Raw genomic sequence first — 17,225 nt, forward strand, 5'->3', positions numbered from 1 at the left:
TCCTTGCGCTTCATCCGTTTAGACTTTTTGTTGGGCAATGTCATTGTCATTAGTAGTGCACCAGACGTCTGCCAAGCAGGAAGGATACTCCCGAGAGCAACACGCAGATCAGAATGATCACAACGGCGATGGACGAAGCTTCACCTACGTTAAAGGATTCGAATGCAGACTGGTAATACATGTACAGCAACGTTCTCGTTGATCCCGCCGGTCCACCCTGCGTCATGACATTGATCTGGTCATAGGCTTGCAAGGACTGGATGGTAAGAATAATTGAGAGAAAAAACGTCGTTGGTGAGATCAGCGGCAATGTGATACTTCTGAACTTATCCCAACCGTTTGCACCATCGATTGAAGCTGCTTCGAGCAGATCGGAAGGTAGATTTCGTAGTGCAACGAGATAAAATACCATCGCCCACCCAATCGACTTCCAGAGCGTGACGATCAGAACAGCAACCAATGCCCAGTCCGCGTCACGCAACCAGCCAATGGGTGATACGCCAACCCAGCCCAGCATAAGATTAGCGAGTCCCACTTCTGGCTCAAAGATCCAGGACCACGCAATGGACACCGCAACTGTCGGGGTGACCCAAGGTGAGAAGAGTAATGTCCGGAAGATTCCGGATGATTTGATCTTGCTATTCATGAGCATCGCAAGTGCCAATCCGCCCACAATAGTTGGGATTACACTCCCCAGTCCGAATAACAAGGTGACTTTCAATGACCTATAGAATTCAGAGTTTGTCAGCAGATAACTGTAATTGTCCAAACCAACAAACAGCTTATTCGGGCTCATAAAGTCCCAATCGGTGAAACTGAGATAAACGATATATCCCAGAGGTCCCAGCCAGAAGATCAGCAATGGGATTAGAGCTGGCAGCGTGAATAGTACCGCCTCAGACTCCCTCCATAGTTTTAAACGCAAATCCCCCACCCCTTACTGTCCAATTTTTCTTTAATGATTGGGAATTTTTGAGTATAATCAGCTTTATATTTATTCTGTACAAAATTGATTGTACACTCGTATTGAAAATTCTAATTCCGGCTTATGTTAAAATTGGAGCAAGTCATGTAAAATATGAGGCAGCTAGTGGGAACGCTATCATAAACCAGAGGTGACATTGTGGGAAAAGAAACCGCCGGGAACCCGAATCATTCTTCGTTACCTGATCGGCATGCGCTGAGGGAGAGAGTCATTGAGGCCATCGCCAATACGATGGATCTATATGGGGTTAATCATACGTTTGGCAAATTATACGGCATCATGTATTTTGAGGATCGACCGATGACACTTGAAGAGATGAAAAACTCGATGAATATGAGCAAGAGCAACATGAGCTATGCGGTTCGTTCGCTTACAGAATCACAGATGATCTATAAACTGGAGGAAAAGAAGGAGCGCCAGGATCAATATCTGGCTGAGACCGACTTCTATCGTACGTTCCAGAATTTCTTTGGAGCCAAGCTCCAACGGGAAGTAGATGTCATGTTAGAAGGCATTCGTGAGGTCATTCCTGACCTGTCGACAATGATCCTTTCGGAACATACCTCGTCCAAAGATCGAGATGATGCACTGCGTGATCTGCACAAACTCCAACATGCGGAGCAATACTACGTCTGGTTACAAGGATTCGTGGATCAGTTGCGGGATGGTAAGTTTTACGAGAATGCTTCACACACGCCCGATAAAGAGTAGTACAACTTCGTAAACAGAATAACTAATGGGTGATCAAGCGCTAACAAACCTAGACGATCTGACGTACCATTGTTGAGTCACACTAAACCGCAAAAAAGAGCTGTTCCTAGCCAATGTATGGCTTTTGGAACAGCTCTTTTTTTATTCTATCAATTGTATCGTCATATCCTATCCGTCATTAGGGGTTCTCTTTTCCATATGCTACTGCGTTAATGACCCCTTTTTTCTTTTAAAAATATTACTTTTGCGCTGCAGCTTCGATATCTGCATATGCCCAGTGTGTTGCTGGCACATCACTGAACGTTGGCGTAGCTGCGCCAGTTAGTGGTGTGCGGTTGAACAATACATTCAGCACTTTCACCGCTTCAGCACGCGTCAGCTTACTATCGGGTTTGAATGTACCATCGTTGTAACCAACCATCAAGCCAGCAGATTGCACGTATGCAATCGCATCTACTGCCCACAGGTCTGCGGATACATCTGTGAAGGAAACTTCTGTAACTGTCGTCGTAGCGCTCGCTTGTTGCTGCATCCAGCGATACGCAATCGTTGCCATCTGTGCACGGGTGATCGAACCTTCCGGTGCAAATTGGGTGTTACTCATGCCGTTCATGATGCCAGCGGATTGAGCCTTTTGAATCTCACTTGTTGCCCAGTGTGTCGCAGATAAATCCTTGTAGCTCACGCTATCCACGGAACTTGCTACTTCAGTTGGAAGATTGCGAGCCAGCATGGCTGCCATCTGTGCACGTGTTACGAATGCATCCGGGCGGAAATCCGCACCAAATCCTTGGATGTACGGTTGATGTGTACTTTGTGAAGCTTTCAGTCCATCCACAACAACGAGGGTGAACGTACTGAATTTGGTTACGGTAAACTCGATGCCTTCGCTGTTATCCGCGAATTTCACCAATTTGCCTTGAATCAATTCTTTTGTGCCGTCACTATGCTCGATATAGATCGCCAGGTTGTCCAATGCTTGCTGACGAGCAGCCGGATCGTTTGGCAGACTGTCACGCAGTGGCAACGTGAGTGTCACTTCGCGGCTCTGCATATTCGTGTCGATCTCTACCGGACGAGCCAGTACACGAACATTCGTATTCGGAGCAACTTGTTGAATGAGTTGCTCTTTCTTCGCACGCTCTTCAACTTCTTTGCGCTCCGATTCCTTTTTCAAAGGTACAACGCGGAAGTATAAGTCTTGATCGAATCCAGCGATAGAATTCGTTGGAACGGAAATCACTACATTTTCAGTGGAGATTTCAAGTTTCAGCGAACCATCATTCAATTCTTTTACCGCTGCCTTAGGCAGTTCAATACGTGTCTCAGACACGGCATCTTTGGTGTCTGGGATGACAATACGTGCGGTGTTCATGTTTAATTGCTTCGCTTTTTCCACCGATTCCTTGGCAATCGCTTCGGTCATCTTCACCAGATCTTTAATCATGCCGTTGGTTTCGGTTGTACGTGTGATTGGTGTCTTGGTCAAGTTGGTGCCATTTGCACCATTAACGTCAACCACGATCTGCTCTTGTTTCGTTGTTGGTCCAGGTGTAGACGTTACTGGTGTAGATCCTGTACCTCCACCGCCATTTGATGGTGTAGGTGTAGGCGTAATAATAATGATTTGGTCGAAGAAACGATCGAATGCTGTCTGCACTTCGCTAATACTGCTATATCCGTTAGCAGACTTGCGATCAAGCATCCATTGAGCCAGTTTTCCCATTCGAGTATCATCTTCTACTAGATCCTTCATAGCATTCAACTTAAGTAGGAATGGTTCGAAAGGCTCCATCATCTCAGTAGATTGCTGGAAGCTGTATAGCATCAGCATGGCTTTCTTCATCTCGCTAACGTCTATAGCATCATTAATGTAGGAATAATTCATGACTAACATTAATGAAGCACCGTATACCTGTTCAATTGAAAGATCCGAACCCTGAAACAGACGTTTTGCAGTATAAGCAAGCAACTCTTTATCCACATTGGATGCATTTAAATATTTTTGACCTAACTCTTTAAACATTTCCATCCCTGGATATTCAAAGTACTCTGTTGACTCAACAAAAAGGGAATAGAACTCATTCAAATGCTGTTGGAAAAGAATCTTGTCTGTTTGTTTGATCGTCTGGATGCCTTTATACCCAATTTCTACAGCATATTGCACTTGTTTCTTAAGATCGTAGGCATAGTCAATCGGTAAAAAGGTCATTACCACATTAGCTATGGCTTTCTTCTCCTCAGGTTGGAGAATGTCAAAGCCAGCCGGAAGATCCAACCATTCCGGTTGAGTAATTGCCCCGAGTATAGCATCAGTATTCTTCGTAGCTCTCGCTTCGTTGATAACTCTCAAAGGATCTGCTGGATTAAAGAACTGATCAAAAGTTTTTTGGATGTTTTTATAGTTTTCATAACCACCAACTGGACGCTTATCAATCATCCATTGGGCAAGTTTTCTATATGTCGCATAATCTATGCTATCCACTTTGTCCATGTTAAGCGGAAACTCTACCATATATTTGATAGTACTAGGGAGATTGTTATACTGTGTTGATTCCTTCTGTACTAAACGTAGACGTACCAAAGCATTATACATCTTGGTTTGATTAGTTACATCATTGATTGCATTGTAAGTAGATAACGACGTAGAAAGTTGATCTCTGTTCTGATATGAAGGAATTTCATCACGCATTGAGTAAAATTTCATGCGGTATGCAAAAATTTGTTTATCTACAACAGACAAATTTTCATACGTTTTCCCTACTTTATATAGTGATTGAATACTTGGGTCGAGGTTTATGCTAAAAACTTCAGGTAAATTTAATAATTTGGAAAAATAAGCATTGATATTCTCCTCAACATCAGTCAGTGCAGGTTTATTAAAGAGGTTTCGTGGTTCTACAGCCATATCAAGTACATATTGCACTTGTCCTTTACTCACATATCCTTTTGCCCCATTCATTAAAGTGACAAATACAGCTACAGATTCTTTCTCATCGTTGCTCCAATCACTGAAATCTACAGGCAGTTCGAGTCCTAACGCGGAATCTTGAATTTCGCTAAGGACACCTTCTACATCTTCATTACTCTTAGCTAGATTCAATGATTCAAGCGGGTCTGTTTCTTTATTCTCTGTAAAGATTAAAATCTCATAGAGACTTGCGGCATTACTTTCGTTTGCTTTAACACGAACCCATACCGTTTTATTCCCTTTGAATTCGGGTGGGTTAGTGGTGCTGTAATCAAACCAATTCTCGCCATTATTCTGAGTGTATTCCATAGTATCATCCGCACCAACAATGACATTGACATCATCATCTACGGTTACTAACGGTGCTGCCGAATTAAAGAACTGATCGAAACTTTTTTGGATATCTTCTATTGAAGCAAAGCCACCTTGCGGCATCTTTTCAATCATCCAATTAGCCAGTTCTGTCATTTGTTCCGAGTCTTCCTGAATAGATTTCAATTTATCAAAATCCAATGGATAGGCTACTGCACCAGATTCAGGGTTATCATCAATAAACTCATCAATGGACCCTTTAAAGAACTGGTTAAAGTTCAACGTCTCTAACATCAATTCCTCGACTTTTGCTTTATTGATTTCAGGATACCCGGTTATCCCATATATTACTTGGAAAAATGCGTTGTCTAACTCAGTTGATCCCTCACTACCATGAAATGCAATTAAGGTCATTTGGATAAAATGAGAAATTATTTGTCGATCAACACCGCTCATTTCTTCATACTTCACACCCGATTTATACATCATTTCTGTGGTGTCATTGGTGAAGTGGTTTTTAGACTGGCTCAACAGACTGTAGACCAGATCCATTTGCAATTGTATAGCAAACAAGTCCGTATTACTGATTAAAATCATGCCTTGATATGCCAAGTTAAAAGTATATTCTAATTGTTCCTCACTAGAATACGCTTCCCCTTTTGGCAAAGTAGCCACCAATCTCGCTATCGCTTCTTTCTCTTGTATAGACAACCCAGAGTAACCAAGTGGCAAAGTCACAATCAGGTTCCCTTCCAGTACCTCCTGTATTTCGCTAACAGATCCCTCGCTGATTGCATAATTTAACTTCTCCAAAGGTGTCATCGGATTCGCTTGAACAGGTACTACAGCGACAACTTGGATTAACATCAGCAACACCAGTACCGCACTGATTATTTTCCTCGCATATGTTTTCATTATTTCCTCCTTGAGCCTCCCAGCTCGAATCATTTATACTTTTCATTCTAGTACTTTGGTCTGAACGGATTCTGAACAATTGGCGTAAAATCGCGAAAAAACATTAAAATTCCGTATTTTTTTCGTGATTTTTCAACAATCCCCCTATGAAATTCATCTTTTCTTGCATTTTTCTGTAATTATTTTAATCTATAGACCCATGCATTTCTTCTCAGCATGTAGAATTTTACGAGGAATGCGAAAACGAAAGTGAGTGAGTATGTTAATCTTTAGGACTCGTTACAGCAAAGTTTCTGTCTAATACATTCATTGGATTGTATTCAAGTTCGTTAAACTGCAAAAGGCCACCCCCAAGGATGGCCTTCTTTATCTACTTTGATATTATTACTGCGCTGCAGCTTCAATATCTGCATATGCCCAGTGTGTTGCTGGTACATCACTGAACGTTGGCGTAACTGCGCCAGTTAGAGGTGTGCGGTTGAACAATACATTCAACACTTTCACCGCTTCCGCACGCGTCAGCTTACTGTCCGGTTTAAATGTGCCATCGTTGTAACCAACCATCAGGCCAGCGGATTGCACGTATACAATCGCCTCTGCTGCCCACAGGTCTGCGGATACGTCTGTGAAGGAAACTGCTGGACCATTCACTGTTGTATTACTCGCTTGTTGCTGCATCCAGCGATACGCAATCGTTGCCATCTGTGCACGGGTGATCGAACCTTCCGGTGCAAATTGAGTGTTGCTCATGCCGTTCATGACGCCAGCGGATTGAGCTTTTTGAATGTCACTTGTTGCCCAGTGTGTCGCAGATACATCCTTGTAGCTCACGCTATTCGCTGAACCTGCTACTTCAGTTGGAAGATTGCGAGCCAGCATAGCTGCCATCTGTGCACGTGTTACGAAGGCATCCGGACGGAAATCTGTACCGAAACCTTGGATGTACGGCGGATGTGCACTTTGTGAAGCTTTCAGTCCATCCACAACAACGAGAGTGAACGTACTGAATTTGGTTACGGTAAATTCGATGCCTTCGCTGTTATCTGCGAGTTTCACCAATTTGCCTTGAATCAATTCTTTTGTGCCGTCACTGTGTTCGATATAGATCGCCAGGTTGTCCAATGCTTGCTGACGAGCAGCCGGATCGGTTGGCAGACTGTCACGCAGTGGCAAAGTCAACGTCACTTCGCGGCTCTGCATATTCGTTTCGATCTCTACTGGGCGAGCCAGTACACGCACATTCGTGTTTGGAGCAATCTGTTGAATATGGATTTACAAGAACCCAGGTTACAGGGAGTATTAACAACGCTGGACACCATTAATGGGAAGTGGAAACCCCTTATCTTGTTTATTTTATTAAAGGAAGGTACGAAACGATTTGGTGAACTACGACGCATGATTCCTGATGTAGCCCAAGGCACGTTAACGAAACAACTACGCGAGCTGGAGCAGGATCGAATTATTGTGCGTACGCTCTATGGGGATGTTCCACCGAAGGTGGAATACAGCCTGTCCGAACACGGCCAGACCATTGGTGCGTTATTGGACGGCATGTGTGGTTGGGGCAAAGCACATCTGAACTATTTGAACAGTACACAAGGTACCACTATGGATACATGAACACCTTCAATTCGAACTGTCGTGCTTGTGTAAGCCTTACCATTCCTCTATAATTTCGTTCAGATGCACAATATGGGTATCGGGCGGAATGATCATCAGAGAAGATGTACATTTTGCACGATGAGATGGAAGGGGAGGAGCTTCGTTGTTGCAGCTTTCGGAAAAACAGGCACAGGATATCGTAGATAAAATGATGCAAGACATTCCATACAACATCAACATCATGAATGAGCATGGCATTATTATTGGAAGTGGTCAGAAGGAACGTGTGGGCACAGTTCATCAGGGCGCTGTCCGCGCATTAACGACAGGAAGCATGATTGAGGTTTGGCAGGATGGCATACTTGAGAAGATGGGCACCAACGAACCGATTCTAATCAATCAGCAGCATGTCGGGGTCATTGGCATATCCGGTCATCCAGATGAAGTTCGGCCTTTCTGCAACATCGTACGCACCACTGTTTCTCTCCTGATCGAACAACGTAATCAATTGGAAAATATGGCCCATGAAGCTTCACGTAAAAAAGCCTTTATCGAACGACTGCTGAACCAATCTGGTTCCTACTCACAAAAGGTCAAAAAGGAAGCCCTGCAATACCGTATTGATCTGCAATTGCCAACCATTCTTCTATATGTCCGTCTCCCCAAAAACTCCTTGGCCGCTGAGACGGAGGTTAACCGCATATTGCTCCAAGTCCCTTCATTCTCTATTGAAGGTGATGGTGATGATCAGATTATTCTGATCCAGAATGAAGTAGACGTTGATCGGATAATCCAGCGTTTGAGACAGATCACACCCACAGCATTCATCGCCGTCAGCCAAAAAGAAGCGAATATCGCCACCGGTTATGAACAGGCCCGGTCTGTGATGAACATTCTGCTGGCGCTTCAGCCAGACTCACCGATCATTCGGTATGAGGATGTACCCTTTCTGGTACGATTCAGTGCAGCTGATCTAACAGCTCATGCCAATATCGTCAGCAAACTTGAGGATACAGCTGACCTGCTGGATACGCTCCGCAGTTTTATCCAACATAACGGCAGTATGACCACGACAGCAGACCATCTCAATATTCACCGCAATACCCTTCAATATCGGCTCAAACGCATACAGACTCTTACGGGCAAAGACCCCCGTAATTTGCTGGAACTCATTGAACTTACACATGGACTACTCGCGTTCTACCAATAGCGTCAGAACAGCTTCGAGAATAGCAAAAGACGAGACACAGATCACCTGATTTCAGGCATATCCGTATCCCGTCTTTTTTACATTGCATTCCAATACGATCACGTAACTCCCCGTACGATCCCGATCGTCACTGATCTAAGATAGTAGACCCAGTTTCAACACCCTGGCAATATTCTCGGTTGTACGCTCCACATTCTCAGGGCCTTCTTGCAATAACCGCTCCAGATCTGCTGCCCCGGGCACAATACCAAATATGGCATCAATGCCTTCCCCGTACAGGGTGTCGATTCCTTCGCCCACACAACCTGCAATGGCAATTACAGGTTTACCCGCTTCCTTGGCTGCCCGAGCAACGCCATAGGGGGTCTTGCCAAATTTCGTTTGAAAGTCGATACCGCCTTCGCCCGTAAATACGACATCCGCAGCAATTAATTTTTCACGCAACTCAGTGTATTCAATGACAATTTCAATGCCTTTACGCAACACTGCCTGTGTAAAAATCAAGAGTCCCGCACCCAGCCCGCCAGCCGCTCCGGCACCTGGCATATCACGGATATCTTTGTGCAACTGCTGTTTCACCACATCTGCATAATGGGACAGGTTCGCATCCAGTTGCTCAACCATCTCTGGGGTAGCCCCTTTTTGTGGCCCAAACACCCTTGATGCGCCATGCTCCCCACAGAGCGGATTGGTCACATCACAGGCGACAATGAACTCCACTTCCTGCAAACGCACATCCAGACCGGATACATCAATCTGAGCCAGTTGATCCAAAGCCCCGCCACCCCGCGCAAGCGGCTGACCCTGTTCATCCAGAAATTTCGCGCCAAGCGCTTCAGCCATGCCGGCACCACCATCGTTAGTTGCACTGCCACCAATGCCGATGATGATTTTGCGTATGCCAAGGTCCAGACAAGCTCGAATCAACTCTCCCGTTCCATAGGTTGTCGTCTGTAGCGGATCTCGGGTTTCTTTGGTTACGAGATGTATGCCACTGGCCGATGCCATCTCGATGGCCGCCGTTGATCCGTCACCCAAAATGCCATACTGGGCAGTCACTGTCTGACCCAATGGTCCGCTTACCTCTTGCTGGTGAAGGGAACCGCCGGAAGCATCCACAAGGGACTGCACCGTGCCTTCCCCACCATCCGCCATGGGTACATGAATATATCCTGCGGTCGGATATATTTTACGCAATCCTTTTTCCATCGCGATACATACTTCTTTCGCTGTCATGCTTTCTTTAAACGAATCCGGTGCCAGAACAAATGTCTTCTCTCTAGTCCCTACAGTTTCTCTCATCTCTCTCACTCCATCCGTTAGATTAAAGGATAAATCCGTACAGTAACGTCGCTACGATAGCCATCGTGCCACCCACAATTGCCTCATATGGAATCACGCCCATCCGCTGACGAATCGTCATCTTCATGCTATCAGCCGACACGTGGAAGTAATTGCCCTGTGGCAGGGAATCAATGACAGTCGCACCCGTGTGCACCATAACTGCCGCTGCAAGCGGTGCCGTACCCATGTTCAGGATGGCATCACCGAAGGAGCCCGTTGCTAGAATAACACCTGTTGACGTCGAGGCCGTCGCTGCCGCCATCAAAATACCCGCGATTGGTGCGAGGAAGGTACCGGATATTCCAGAGGCTTCAATCAGACCCACCACCTGACCTGACAGATCTGAAGCAGAGATGAGCCCTGCTATTCCGCCTGCACCTACCAGAATGAGCACAGTTGCGGTCATTTTGTTTAATCCCGCGGTTGTATACTTCACAATATTTCTGCCTTGCCCCATCGCCAGCATACCGATGATGCCTGCAATCGGCAGAATGTACATCGCATCCACTTTAAAAGTAGACAATGCTTCAATGCCCGCAATAGAACCGATGGGATTAATCATCAATAGGATGATCGCAACCAAAGGGGCAACAATGGCTTTGCCAAGTGGTGGATACTTCGATGTATCTACATTGCCCTGTTCGGCTTCCTGATCAGAAACCATAACCCCTTTGTTCTTGAGCATTGAAGCTACAAGAACAGTTACAATCAAACCGCAGATGGCTGGAATTACGCCTGCCAGCATAACGTTGCTCAGATCCAGATCGAATCCTCGCGCTGCTGCAATGGTATTGGGATTCGGGGAGATAATGTTTCCCGCCTTGCCTCCACCGGATAAGGCCAGCAGCAATGCCAATTTGGATATACCCATTTTATTACCTACAGACAATGCAATCGGTGCAACGATCAACACGGCTACGGGGATAAATACACCAACTGCGGTAATGATCATCGTAGCCAGCGCCAAGGCGAGAATGGCTTTGCTGCCGCCAAATTTCCGTACAATTGCCTGCGCTATCGTCTCTGCTGCTCCCGATTCCATCATCACACCCGCAAGCACCCCGGCTGCCAGTACACGCAGTACGGTTCCCATGACACTTTGTGTGCCATCTACCAGTATATTTACGGTCTCTTCCAGGTTAGCGCCGCCAATTAAAGCGCCTACAATTGCACCCAGAAATAAAGAATAGACCGGATTCAGCTTCCTCAAAATTAAAATGATGGCAATAGCCAGTCCTGCCAGCGCGCCAATCCAGCTAATTGTTAATGGTTCCATTGTCAATTGCCCCCCATACACTTGTTGAACACGCTTTCATTATAGTTGCTGGAGGCGAGAATAAATATTGATGAAAGGACGAAATTCATTGTGCATTTGCACAATACGAAGGACAGACTATCCTCATCATCACCCTAGAGTACGTTTTCAAAGCTGAAACCCAAGCGAACGGGATTCAAATCCTTCCTCTCACTCACTATTGGAGCAAAGGGTGAAACCGAGCGCTAAAAATCTGAGACGTCTTATTGAGCGGTTAGAAGCGTCCTCAGAAATCTAAAGAACCTGAGACACGTTATATCTGAATAAATAGCCGTTTGCAGCGTTTTTATCAAGGGATTGCGGGAAATAACGTGTCTAGTGTTCCTTACATTTTCAAAAGAAGGCCAAGAGGCCAAATAAGACGTCCTGTGTTCCTTAGAAAATCGTTCACTCATTCGCGGGATCAGCCCGGCTTGGGCTTCGAGACTTTTGGGGCACTAACATCCACACTTGTATAGCTTGCCTGACCTTGAAGATACAACCTAGAGGAGAACACGGTTTTCCATAATATTTTTCATGCTGATATGGGATTTCGAGGGTCCCATCTTCACCAGTGAATCCTGGAACTCGGCAAGTTCTTCAATGGACGCCGTCTGTACCTTGATCAGATAGTTATACTCACCGCTAATCCGATAAACGTCCGTGACTTCGATGGCCTGTTCACAGAACTGGACCAACTCGTCGCAATGCTCTGTTTTGAGCAAAATAAACGTCGTGGTTCCACGGTTTAACCGGGCCAGATTATAGATGGTTGAATATCCCGTTATCACACCTCTTTCCTCCAGTTTCAGGATTCTTTCCTTAACCGAAGGTTGGGACATGTTAATTTCTTTGCTTATCTGTGCAACGGGGATACGTGCATGATGTTGCAGCAAACGCATAATCTGCTGATCGATCTCATCTATCATATGTTCCATTTGTAAGACCTCCGAGTCATGACCTTATTTAATAAGGTTATCCTGATAAATTAGCTAAAAATAGTTAGATTTCATCTCATTATATCCTTTGATATTGTATGGTTCCAATGCGATATCAGCCCTATAATTTAAACTACAATCTGAAGAAGGAGCGATGTAATGTGAGTGTTATTGGACTTGCACATGTGGCAATTCAGGCCCGAAATTATAAAGATACCCTGGCGTTTTATACAAAAGTATTGGGATTCAAGGTCGGTCACTCCTGGAGTTTGCCTTCCTTCCACATTACCGAGGCATGTATGCTGATCTCTCCGGATCAGCGCACCTGCATTGAGGTATTTGACCCAAAAGCCGTCATTCCCGCCGAGGGTGAACCTGCCACCTCTCCTGAAGCGGTCCGGCACGGCGCACTGTTACATTTCGCCTTTTACGTGCACGATGTAGAAGATATCTATCAGCGAGCGCTCGCTCATGGAGCCAAGGCCTACGTTGAACCGGATTGGATATCGCTTGGCGAACCTGCACTTCGGGTTAGAAATGCGCTCGTCCACAGTCCGAATGGTGAAGTGATTGAATTCCTCGAAGAGGTTAATTTCGACCGATCCTTACCATCATCTATATGAAGTACACAAACAGCCTGTTGCCTCGTCATCCGTGGCAGCAGGCTATTTCATGATTGGATTTGCTTGGCAAGCATCAGCATACGCACTACCCTACTCTTGCTCTGCATTCCCCAGCGTATACTCGCGTAGCTTTCCTTCATAAACCAGTTGCAATCGTTCACTCTGGCGAAAATCATCCGGTGTCACCAGCGCCGGCAGCTTATTCCACAATTTGATTCCCGAACGCTGTAAAATCTCGGCTACAAATTGGGAGCAGAAGTAGGAGTTGCTGAACTCCACCGGTTCCTTGAGCGTAATGCCAATCACGCCGAGCAGATTGTACATATATTTCTGACGGCTGCGGATGAAGATGTGCAGCACACGTTTCATCTTTTCCACTTCACGATCGGTCACCTGAAGCTTGTATATGACACATGTGGTATTGGGATACTTGCTGTATGTACCTGTCTGTATATCTTCCTTCACAAACCCGCCATTCAGCGGATTGCTCGGATGCTTGCGGCCGAAGCTGTACAGCTCGGTTAACTCCCGGTCAAATGAGATCGATGCGTGATTATATGGCGCTCGGGTATAACTCTGAATAACCTTGGTAAACAGCGTTCCTGTATTCGTAAGCAGGATATAGATGGAGCGTTCATCTGTCATAACAAAATTTCCCCTTATCAAGTTGGCACTATTCCTTCATAATAACATAGGTACCCTATAATGGAATCTTACTTTGAATAAGCAGGTGATCGGTACGTGAGCAGTTCACTCTTTACACTAACGTTAATCTTCACAGCTTTACTTGTGATACATATCGTGTACAAAATTATTGCGAAGCTTCAGCCAAGCAAAGACTATTCAGGCATCGGCCAAAAAATCAAAACCTGGTGGGGTATGTTTGTGATATTCTGCCTCGCTACCCTTTTTAACCCCATCGTGTCCCTGATCTCCCTCATGGTGCTTGCATTCTTCTCACTCAAAGAATACTTCTCCATGATTCGCAGTACACGTAAAGCCGACCGCAGGCTGTTCCTGTGGGCGTATCTGGCGATTCCGGTTCAGTTCTACTGGATCTACATTGGATGGTATGGCATGTTTATCGTGTTTATTCCACTATATGTGTTCCTGGTGCTGCCCTTGCCACGCCTAATTAACAAAGGTACGGTCGGGTTCCTGCGCAGTGTCAGCTCCACACAATGGGGACTAATGCTGATGGTGTTTGGACTGAGCCACCTGGCCTATTTCCCTTTCGCCACACCGGAGTACGGCTCCAAGCTGGTGCTGTTCTTGGTCGTGTTAACACAGCTTAATGATGTGGTGCATTATCTGGTCTCTCTTTATCTGGGCAAACGAAAAGTGGTGCCTACCGCCAATCCTTTTGTCACCTGGGAAGGGTTCGCGTGTGCATTTATTGTAACAACAGCTACGTCTTATTTCATCCATCCCTACCTGACGCCATTTGATTGGAAATTCTCGCTGTTCATCGGGGTATTGATCAGTCTGGCCGGATTCTTTGGCAGTCTGACGGTGTCTGTACTGAAGCGCGATCTGTTAATTGGAGATGACAACAAGTTCGATTCGCTCAAAAAAAGCTACCTGAGCCGGGTCGACAGCCTGACCTATACCTCGCCGGTTATGTTCCACGTGGTCCGTTATTTCTTTGACTTTATGTAGCAACAGATAGATCGGCGATCTTGTAATCATGGATGTCAAAAAAAGCAGCCCAAGTGGCTGCTTTTCCTTTTCACTAGGCTCATGACGGAGCCTTAATCATATGCGTGCTACTTCAACGTAATTTCTTTCTCGGACATGATTTCGTTCCCCTCATCATTTGTGAAGACAAATGTCGCTTTGCCCCGCTCGCCCTTCATCTCATCCGAATAGATAAAGCCGGAGAATTGTCCATTGCCGCTAAAGTAAAACCCCTCTTCACCATTTCCACCATGTTCAATGGCTTCCTGTAGTGAATTCACAATCGTCACCGTGTTAGACGTCCACCGCATCTCCGTTAGTGTATACCCCTTCGGAACCTGTTTAATTCCAAAATCAAAGCTGTTACCCTCGCTCGGTTTCTCCGACTGGTCAATGACGATATCAATCTGCTCAGACGGTTCAGTGGATTCCGATTGAGCTGTAGGCTTGCCCTCATCACCACTGGCACTGCCTTGGCTATTGTTATTCTTCGCATCCGCATTCGGTACAGAGTTTTCTCCAGCTTCCTCTACGGGTTGCTTCGATTCCGGATAGGCATGTTCCTGAACCGATTCACCACTAGTGCCACAGGCACTGACGAATAGCGAAATACAGAGCACAGACATGCAAAGTACAGATTTCTTTATATTTATTTTCATCATCTGATTCTCCCTTCATCCATCTTCAGCACGTATATCCAACACACCACTTACTAATCACTACACCATATTGTCCCTCATGAAGCTCCATTATATGTAAATGATTAATAAATTCAGTATGTAACTGCACCTCGATGAGTAAAAAAAGAACTCTGTTCATGACGTCATGCACCGTTTATTTTATCGATCAAACCCAGGCAAGACCAACACTTGTCCAATCTGAATGGCGTTATGCTCGATTTTGTTCACTTTCTTGATTGCTTCTACATACACACGAGTGTCCATCTGCTGAGGTTTATGTGCCAATGAAATGCCCCACAGTGTATCTCCCTGAGATACAACGATCTGGTCCCCCGACAACAATTGCTCATCTCCGGCAAATGCAGTGAATACAGCACTACACCCTATGATTATAATTAGAGTTATAGTGACGATCTTCATTAGCCAGGTTGGCGTCTTCACACGCTGCATGAATTGATCTTTGACATACATGGTGCGGGACTCGGACGTTTTGGTATAAACGGATTCATAAATACTTTTGTACGTAGAATATCTCATTCTAGTCGACCTCCAGACTTTCATTCCGCTAATCTTTAATTTCATGTTTACCTATGTATTTTTCCTATAACAATGAATTATTAATAACTCACTTTTTTCACTATATAGGTATCTTTGCCTAAGTCACCCTACTCTGATAGGTCTATACTACCAGTTCACTCTAAACAAATTCTGAACAACCGAATTTCAATGTTATATCCGATTTAATCTATCCAATATTCATGCCTGATTTTCGGCGATGCTTGCTGCAACGTTTTTCTATAATAGGTATAGATAAAGATTCTAATGAGTAAGGACGTGCCCCCATGATTTCTGCTGATCTGAAGGAACAATATTACGAGGCGCTTGTGGCCAAGGATTCGGAATACGAGGGTTTATTCTATGTTGGAGTCCGAACCACAGGTGTGTTCTGTCGTCCCACATGCCCTGCGCGAAAGCCAAAATTCGAAAACTGCGAATTCTATGAGACGGCTCAACAGGCACTTCTGGCCTCTTATCGCCCTTGCCAGCGCTGTCGTCCACTTTCTCACCCTAACCAAGTATCCGATGTCGTTCGCATATTAGTGGAAGCTGTGGAGAAAAATCCGGAGAAACGCTGGAAAGGACAGGATTTCAAGGCCCTCTCCATCGATGAATCCACGGCGCGCCGTCAGTTCAAGAAGCGGTTCGGCATGACCTTTGTCGAATATGCTCGCGCCCGACGCATGGGTCTTGCCCTGAAAAATATTCGCTCCGGCCGCACCGTGATTGACAGCCAATTATCTACTGGATATGAATCAAGCAGCGGCTTCCGCGATGCCTTTTCACGGATCATGGGTGCCGCCCCTACACAAGTCGATGAAGGACATGTCCTAAAAGCGTCCTGGATTGACACCCGCCTCGGCCCGATGATGGCTATTGCTGATGAGGAGTCGCTATATTTACTGGAATTTGTGGACCGCAGAGGTCTGGAACGCGAAGTTGAGCGTCTGCGCAAACGAACCAAATCAGCGATTGTACCCGGCACTACAGCTCCCATCCAGTCCATTGAGCGTGAACTAAACGAGTACTTTCAAGGTATTCGGACAGCATTCGACACACCGTTGTTCTGTTTAGGAACACCATTCCAAAAGCGTGTGTGGGACGAGTTGCTGGCCATTCCGGCTGGTGAAACGAGGTCATATCAAGAGATTGCAAATGCACTGGGAAAACCGACTGCTTGCCGAGCTGTGGCACAGGCGAATGGAGCCAATCAGCTTGCGATTGTGATTCCATGTCACCGTGTAATCAATGCCAGTGGTGAGTTGGGCGGATACGGCGGAGGATTAACTCGCAAAAACTGGCTGTTGACTCACGAGAAACAAAAAAAGGGTAGCTGAAAAACAGAATGAAGTAATGAAGTACGAATCAAATGTCCAAAGGAATGCATGATATAACAAAGGGGAGT

The 17,225-nt window shown here is 45.5% G+C and carries 15 protein-coding genes; 6 read left to right on the forward strand and 9 right to left on the reverse strand.

Going from position 1 to position 17,225, the window contains the following annotated elements; genetic code table 11:
* Positions 1 to 49: 49 nt before the first annotated feature.
* Positions 50 to 925, reverse strand: a complete 876-nt coding sequence (locus MHH92_RS29515; RefSeq protein WP_036612319.1) for a carbohydrate ABC transporter permease — start codon at positions 923 to 925, stop codon at positions 50 to 52.
* 198 nt (positions 926 to 1,123) lie between these two features.
* On the opposite strand from MHH92_RS29515, the gene MHH92_RS29520 reads away from it, so the two are divergent.
* Positions 1,124 to 1,696 (forward strand): GbsR/MarR family transcriptional regulator, encoded by a 573-nt coding sequence (locus tag MHH92_RS29520; protein ID WP_340907504.1) that lies wholly within the window; start codon positions 1,124 to 1,126, stop codon positions 1,694 to 1,696.
* A 238-nt stretch (positions 1,697 to 1,934) separates the two neighbouring features.
* On the opposite strand, the gene MHH92_RS29525 is transcribed toward MHH92_RS29520, so the two are convergent.
* A complete protein-coding gene (locus MHH92_RS29525; RefSeq protein WP_340907505.1) occupies positions 1,935 to 5,894 on the reverse strand; it encodes a DUF4073 domain-containing protein in 3,960 nt (1,319 codons plus the stop codon).
* A 384-nt stretch (positions 5,895 to 6,278) separates the two neighbouring features.
* The gene (locus MHH92_RS29530) at positions 6,279 to 7,094 is read right to left on the reverse strand and encodes an S-layer homology domain-containing protein (RefSeq protein WP_340907506.1); all 816 of its coding nucleotides are present in this window, start codon (positions 7,092 to 7,094) and stop codon (positions 6,279 to 6,281) included.
* Positions 7,095 to 7,160: 66 nt separating this feature from the next.
* On the opposite strand from MHH92_RS29530, the gene MHH92_RS29535 reads away from it, so the two are divergent.
* Both MHH92_RS29535 and MHH92_RS29540 read left to right on the forward strand, forming a co-directional pair.
* Positions 7,161 to 7,514, forward strand: a complete 354-nt coding sequence (locus MHH92_RS29535; protein WP_289390695.1) for a winged helix-turn-helix transcriptional regulator — start codon at positions 7,161 to 7,163, stop codon at positions 7,512 to 7,514.
* Between the two features lie 145 nt (positions 7,515 to 7,659).
* Positions 7,660 to 8,706, forward strand: coding sequence for a CdaR family transcriptional regulator (locus tag MHH92_RS29540; RefSeq protein ID WP_340907507.1), 1,047 nt, complete (start codon positions 7,660 to 7,662; stop codon positions 8,704 to 8,706).
* A gap of 135 nt (positions 8,707 to 8,841) precedes the next feature.
* Here MHH92_RS29540 and MHH92_RS29545 read toward each other — a convergent pair whose 3' ends face one another.
* From MHH92_RS29545 to MHH92_RS29555, 3 genes are all read right to left on the reverse strand, one after another.
* Positions 8,842 to 10,008, reverse strand: a complete 1,167-nt coding sequence (locus tag MHH92_RS29545; RefSeq protein ID WP_340907508.1) for a glycerate kinase — start codon at positions 10,006 to 10,008, stop codon at positions 8,842 to 8,844.
* A 22-nt stretch (positions 10,009 to 10,030) separates the two neighbouring features.
* On the reverse strand, positions 10,031 to 11,326 hold the full coding sequence (locus MHH92_RS29550) for a GntP family permease (protein ID WP_133386323.1): 1,296 nt from the start codon (positions 11,324 to 11,326) through the stop codon (positions 10,031 to 10,033).
* Between the two features lie 521 nt (positions 11,327 to 11,847).
* Entirely contained in the window at positions 11,848 to 12,282 is a 435-nt protein-coding gene (locus tag MHH92_RS29555) for an Lrp/AsnC family transcriptional regulator (RefSeq protein WP_340907510.1), read from the reverse strand.
* A gap of 161 nt (positions 12,283 to 12,443) precedes the next feature.
* On the opposite strand from MHH92_RS29555, the gene MHH92_RS29560 reads away from it, so the two are divergent.
* Positions 12,444 to 12,905 carry a VOC family protein gene (locus MHH92_RS29560; RefSeq protein WP_340907512.1) on the forward strand — a complete coding sequence of 154 codons (462 nt, stop codon included), beginning with the start codon at positions 12,444 to 12,446 and terminating at the stop codon, positions 12,903 to 12,905.
* Between the two features lie 90 nt (positions 12,906 to 12,995).
* Here MHH92_RS29560 and MHH92_RS29565 read toward each other — a convergent pair whose 3' ends face one another.
* Positions 12,996 to 13,550 carry a hypothetical protein gene (locus MHH92_RS29565; RefSeq protein WP_133386325.1) on the reverse strand — a complete coding sequence of 185 codons (555 nt, stop codon included), beginning with the start codon at positions 13,548 to 13,550 and terminating at the stop codon, positions 12,996 to 12,998.
* Between the two features lie 96 nt (positions 13,551 to 13,646).
* On the opposite strand from MHH92_RS29565, the gene MHH92_RS29570 reads away from it, so the two are divergent.
* Positions 13,647 to 14,564 (forward strand): phosphatidate cytidylyltransferase, encoded by a 918-nt coding sequence (locus MHH92_RS29570; RefSeq protein ID WP_076213755.1) that lies wholly within the window; start codon positions 13,647 to 13,649, stop codon positions 14,562 to 14,564.
* Between the two features lie 107 nt (positions 14,565 to 14,671).
* Here the strand turns inward: MHH92_RS29570 and MHH92_RS29575 are convergent, their stop codons facing one another.
* Positions 14,672 to 15,244: a hypothetical protein gene (locus MHH92_RS29575; RefSeq protein ID WP_127550223.1), complete on the reverse strand. Its 573-nt coding sequence runs from the start codon at positions 15,242 to 15,244 to the stop codon at positions 14,672 to 14,674.
* Positions 15,245 to 15,421: 177 nt separating this feature from the next.
* The gene (locus MHH92_RS29580; protein WP_076252012.1) at positions 15,422 to 15,799 is read right to left on the reverse strand and encodes a LysM peptidoglycan-binding domain-containing protein; all 378 of its coding nucleotides are present in this window, start codon (positions 15,797 to 15,799) and stop codon (positions 15,422 to 15,424) included.
* 305 nt (positions 15,800 to 16,104) lie between these two features.
* On the opposite strand from MHH92_RS29580, the gene MHH92_RS29585 reads away from it, so the two are divergent.
* Entirely contained in the window at positions 16,105 to 17,157 is a 1,053-nt protein-coding gene (locus tag MHH92_RS29585; protein ID WP_340907514.1) for a bifunctional transcriptional activator/DNA repair enzyme AdaA, read from the forward strand.
* Positions 17,158 to 17,225: the final 68 nt, after the last annotated feature.

It is taken from the genome of Paenibacillus sp. FSL M7-1414 (assembly GCF_038003195.1).
Lineage (GTDB): Bacteria > Bacillota > Bacilli > Paenibacillales > Paenibacillaceae > Paenibacillus > Paenibacillus amylolyticus.

Bases quoted from the DNA above. Each gene is read 5' to 3' on its own strand.
- MHH92_RS29575 (WP_127550223.1), bottom strand. From the start codon at position 15,244: ATGATGAAAATAAATATAAAGAAATCTGTACTTTGCATGTCTGTGCTC.
- MHH92_RS29535 (WP_289390695.1), top strand. From the start codon at position 7,161: ATGGATTTACAAGAACCCAGGTTACAGGGAGTATTAACAACGCTGGAC.
- MHH92_RS29580 (WP_076252012.1), bottom strand. From the start codon at position 15,799: ATGAGATATTCTACGTACAAAAGTATTTATGAATCCGTTTATACCAAA.
- MHH92_RS29550 (WP_133386323.1), bottom strand. From the start codon at position 11,326: ATGGAACCATTAACAATTAGCTGGATTGGCGCGCTGGCAGGACTGGCT.
- MHH92_RS29585 (WP_340907514.1), top strand. From the start codon at position 16,105: ATGATTTCTGCTGATCTGAAGGAACAATATTACGAGGCGCTTGTGGCC.
- MHH92_RS29545 (WP_340907508.1), bottom strand. From the start codon at position 10,008: ATGAGAGAAACTGTAGGGACTAGAGAGAAGACATTTGTTCTGGCACCG.
- MHH92_RS29555 (WP_340907510.1), bottom strand. From the start codon at position 12,282: ATGGAACATATGATAGATGAGATCGATCAGCAGATTATGCGTTTGCTG.
- MHH92_RS29565 (WP_133386325.1), bottom strand. From the start codon at position 13,550: ATGACAGATGAACGCTCCATCTATATCCTGCTTACGAATACAGGAACG.
- MHH92_RS29530 (WP_340907506.1), bottom strand. From the start codon at position 7,094: ATGCAGAGCCGCGAAGTGACGTTGACTTTGCCACTGCGTGACAGTCTG.
- MHH92_RS29525 (WP_340907505.1), bottom strand. From the start codon at position 5,894: ATGAAAACATATGCGAGGAAAATAATCAGTGCGGTACTGGTGTTGCTG.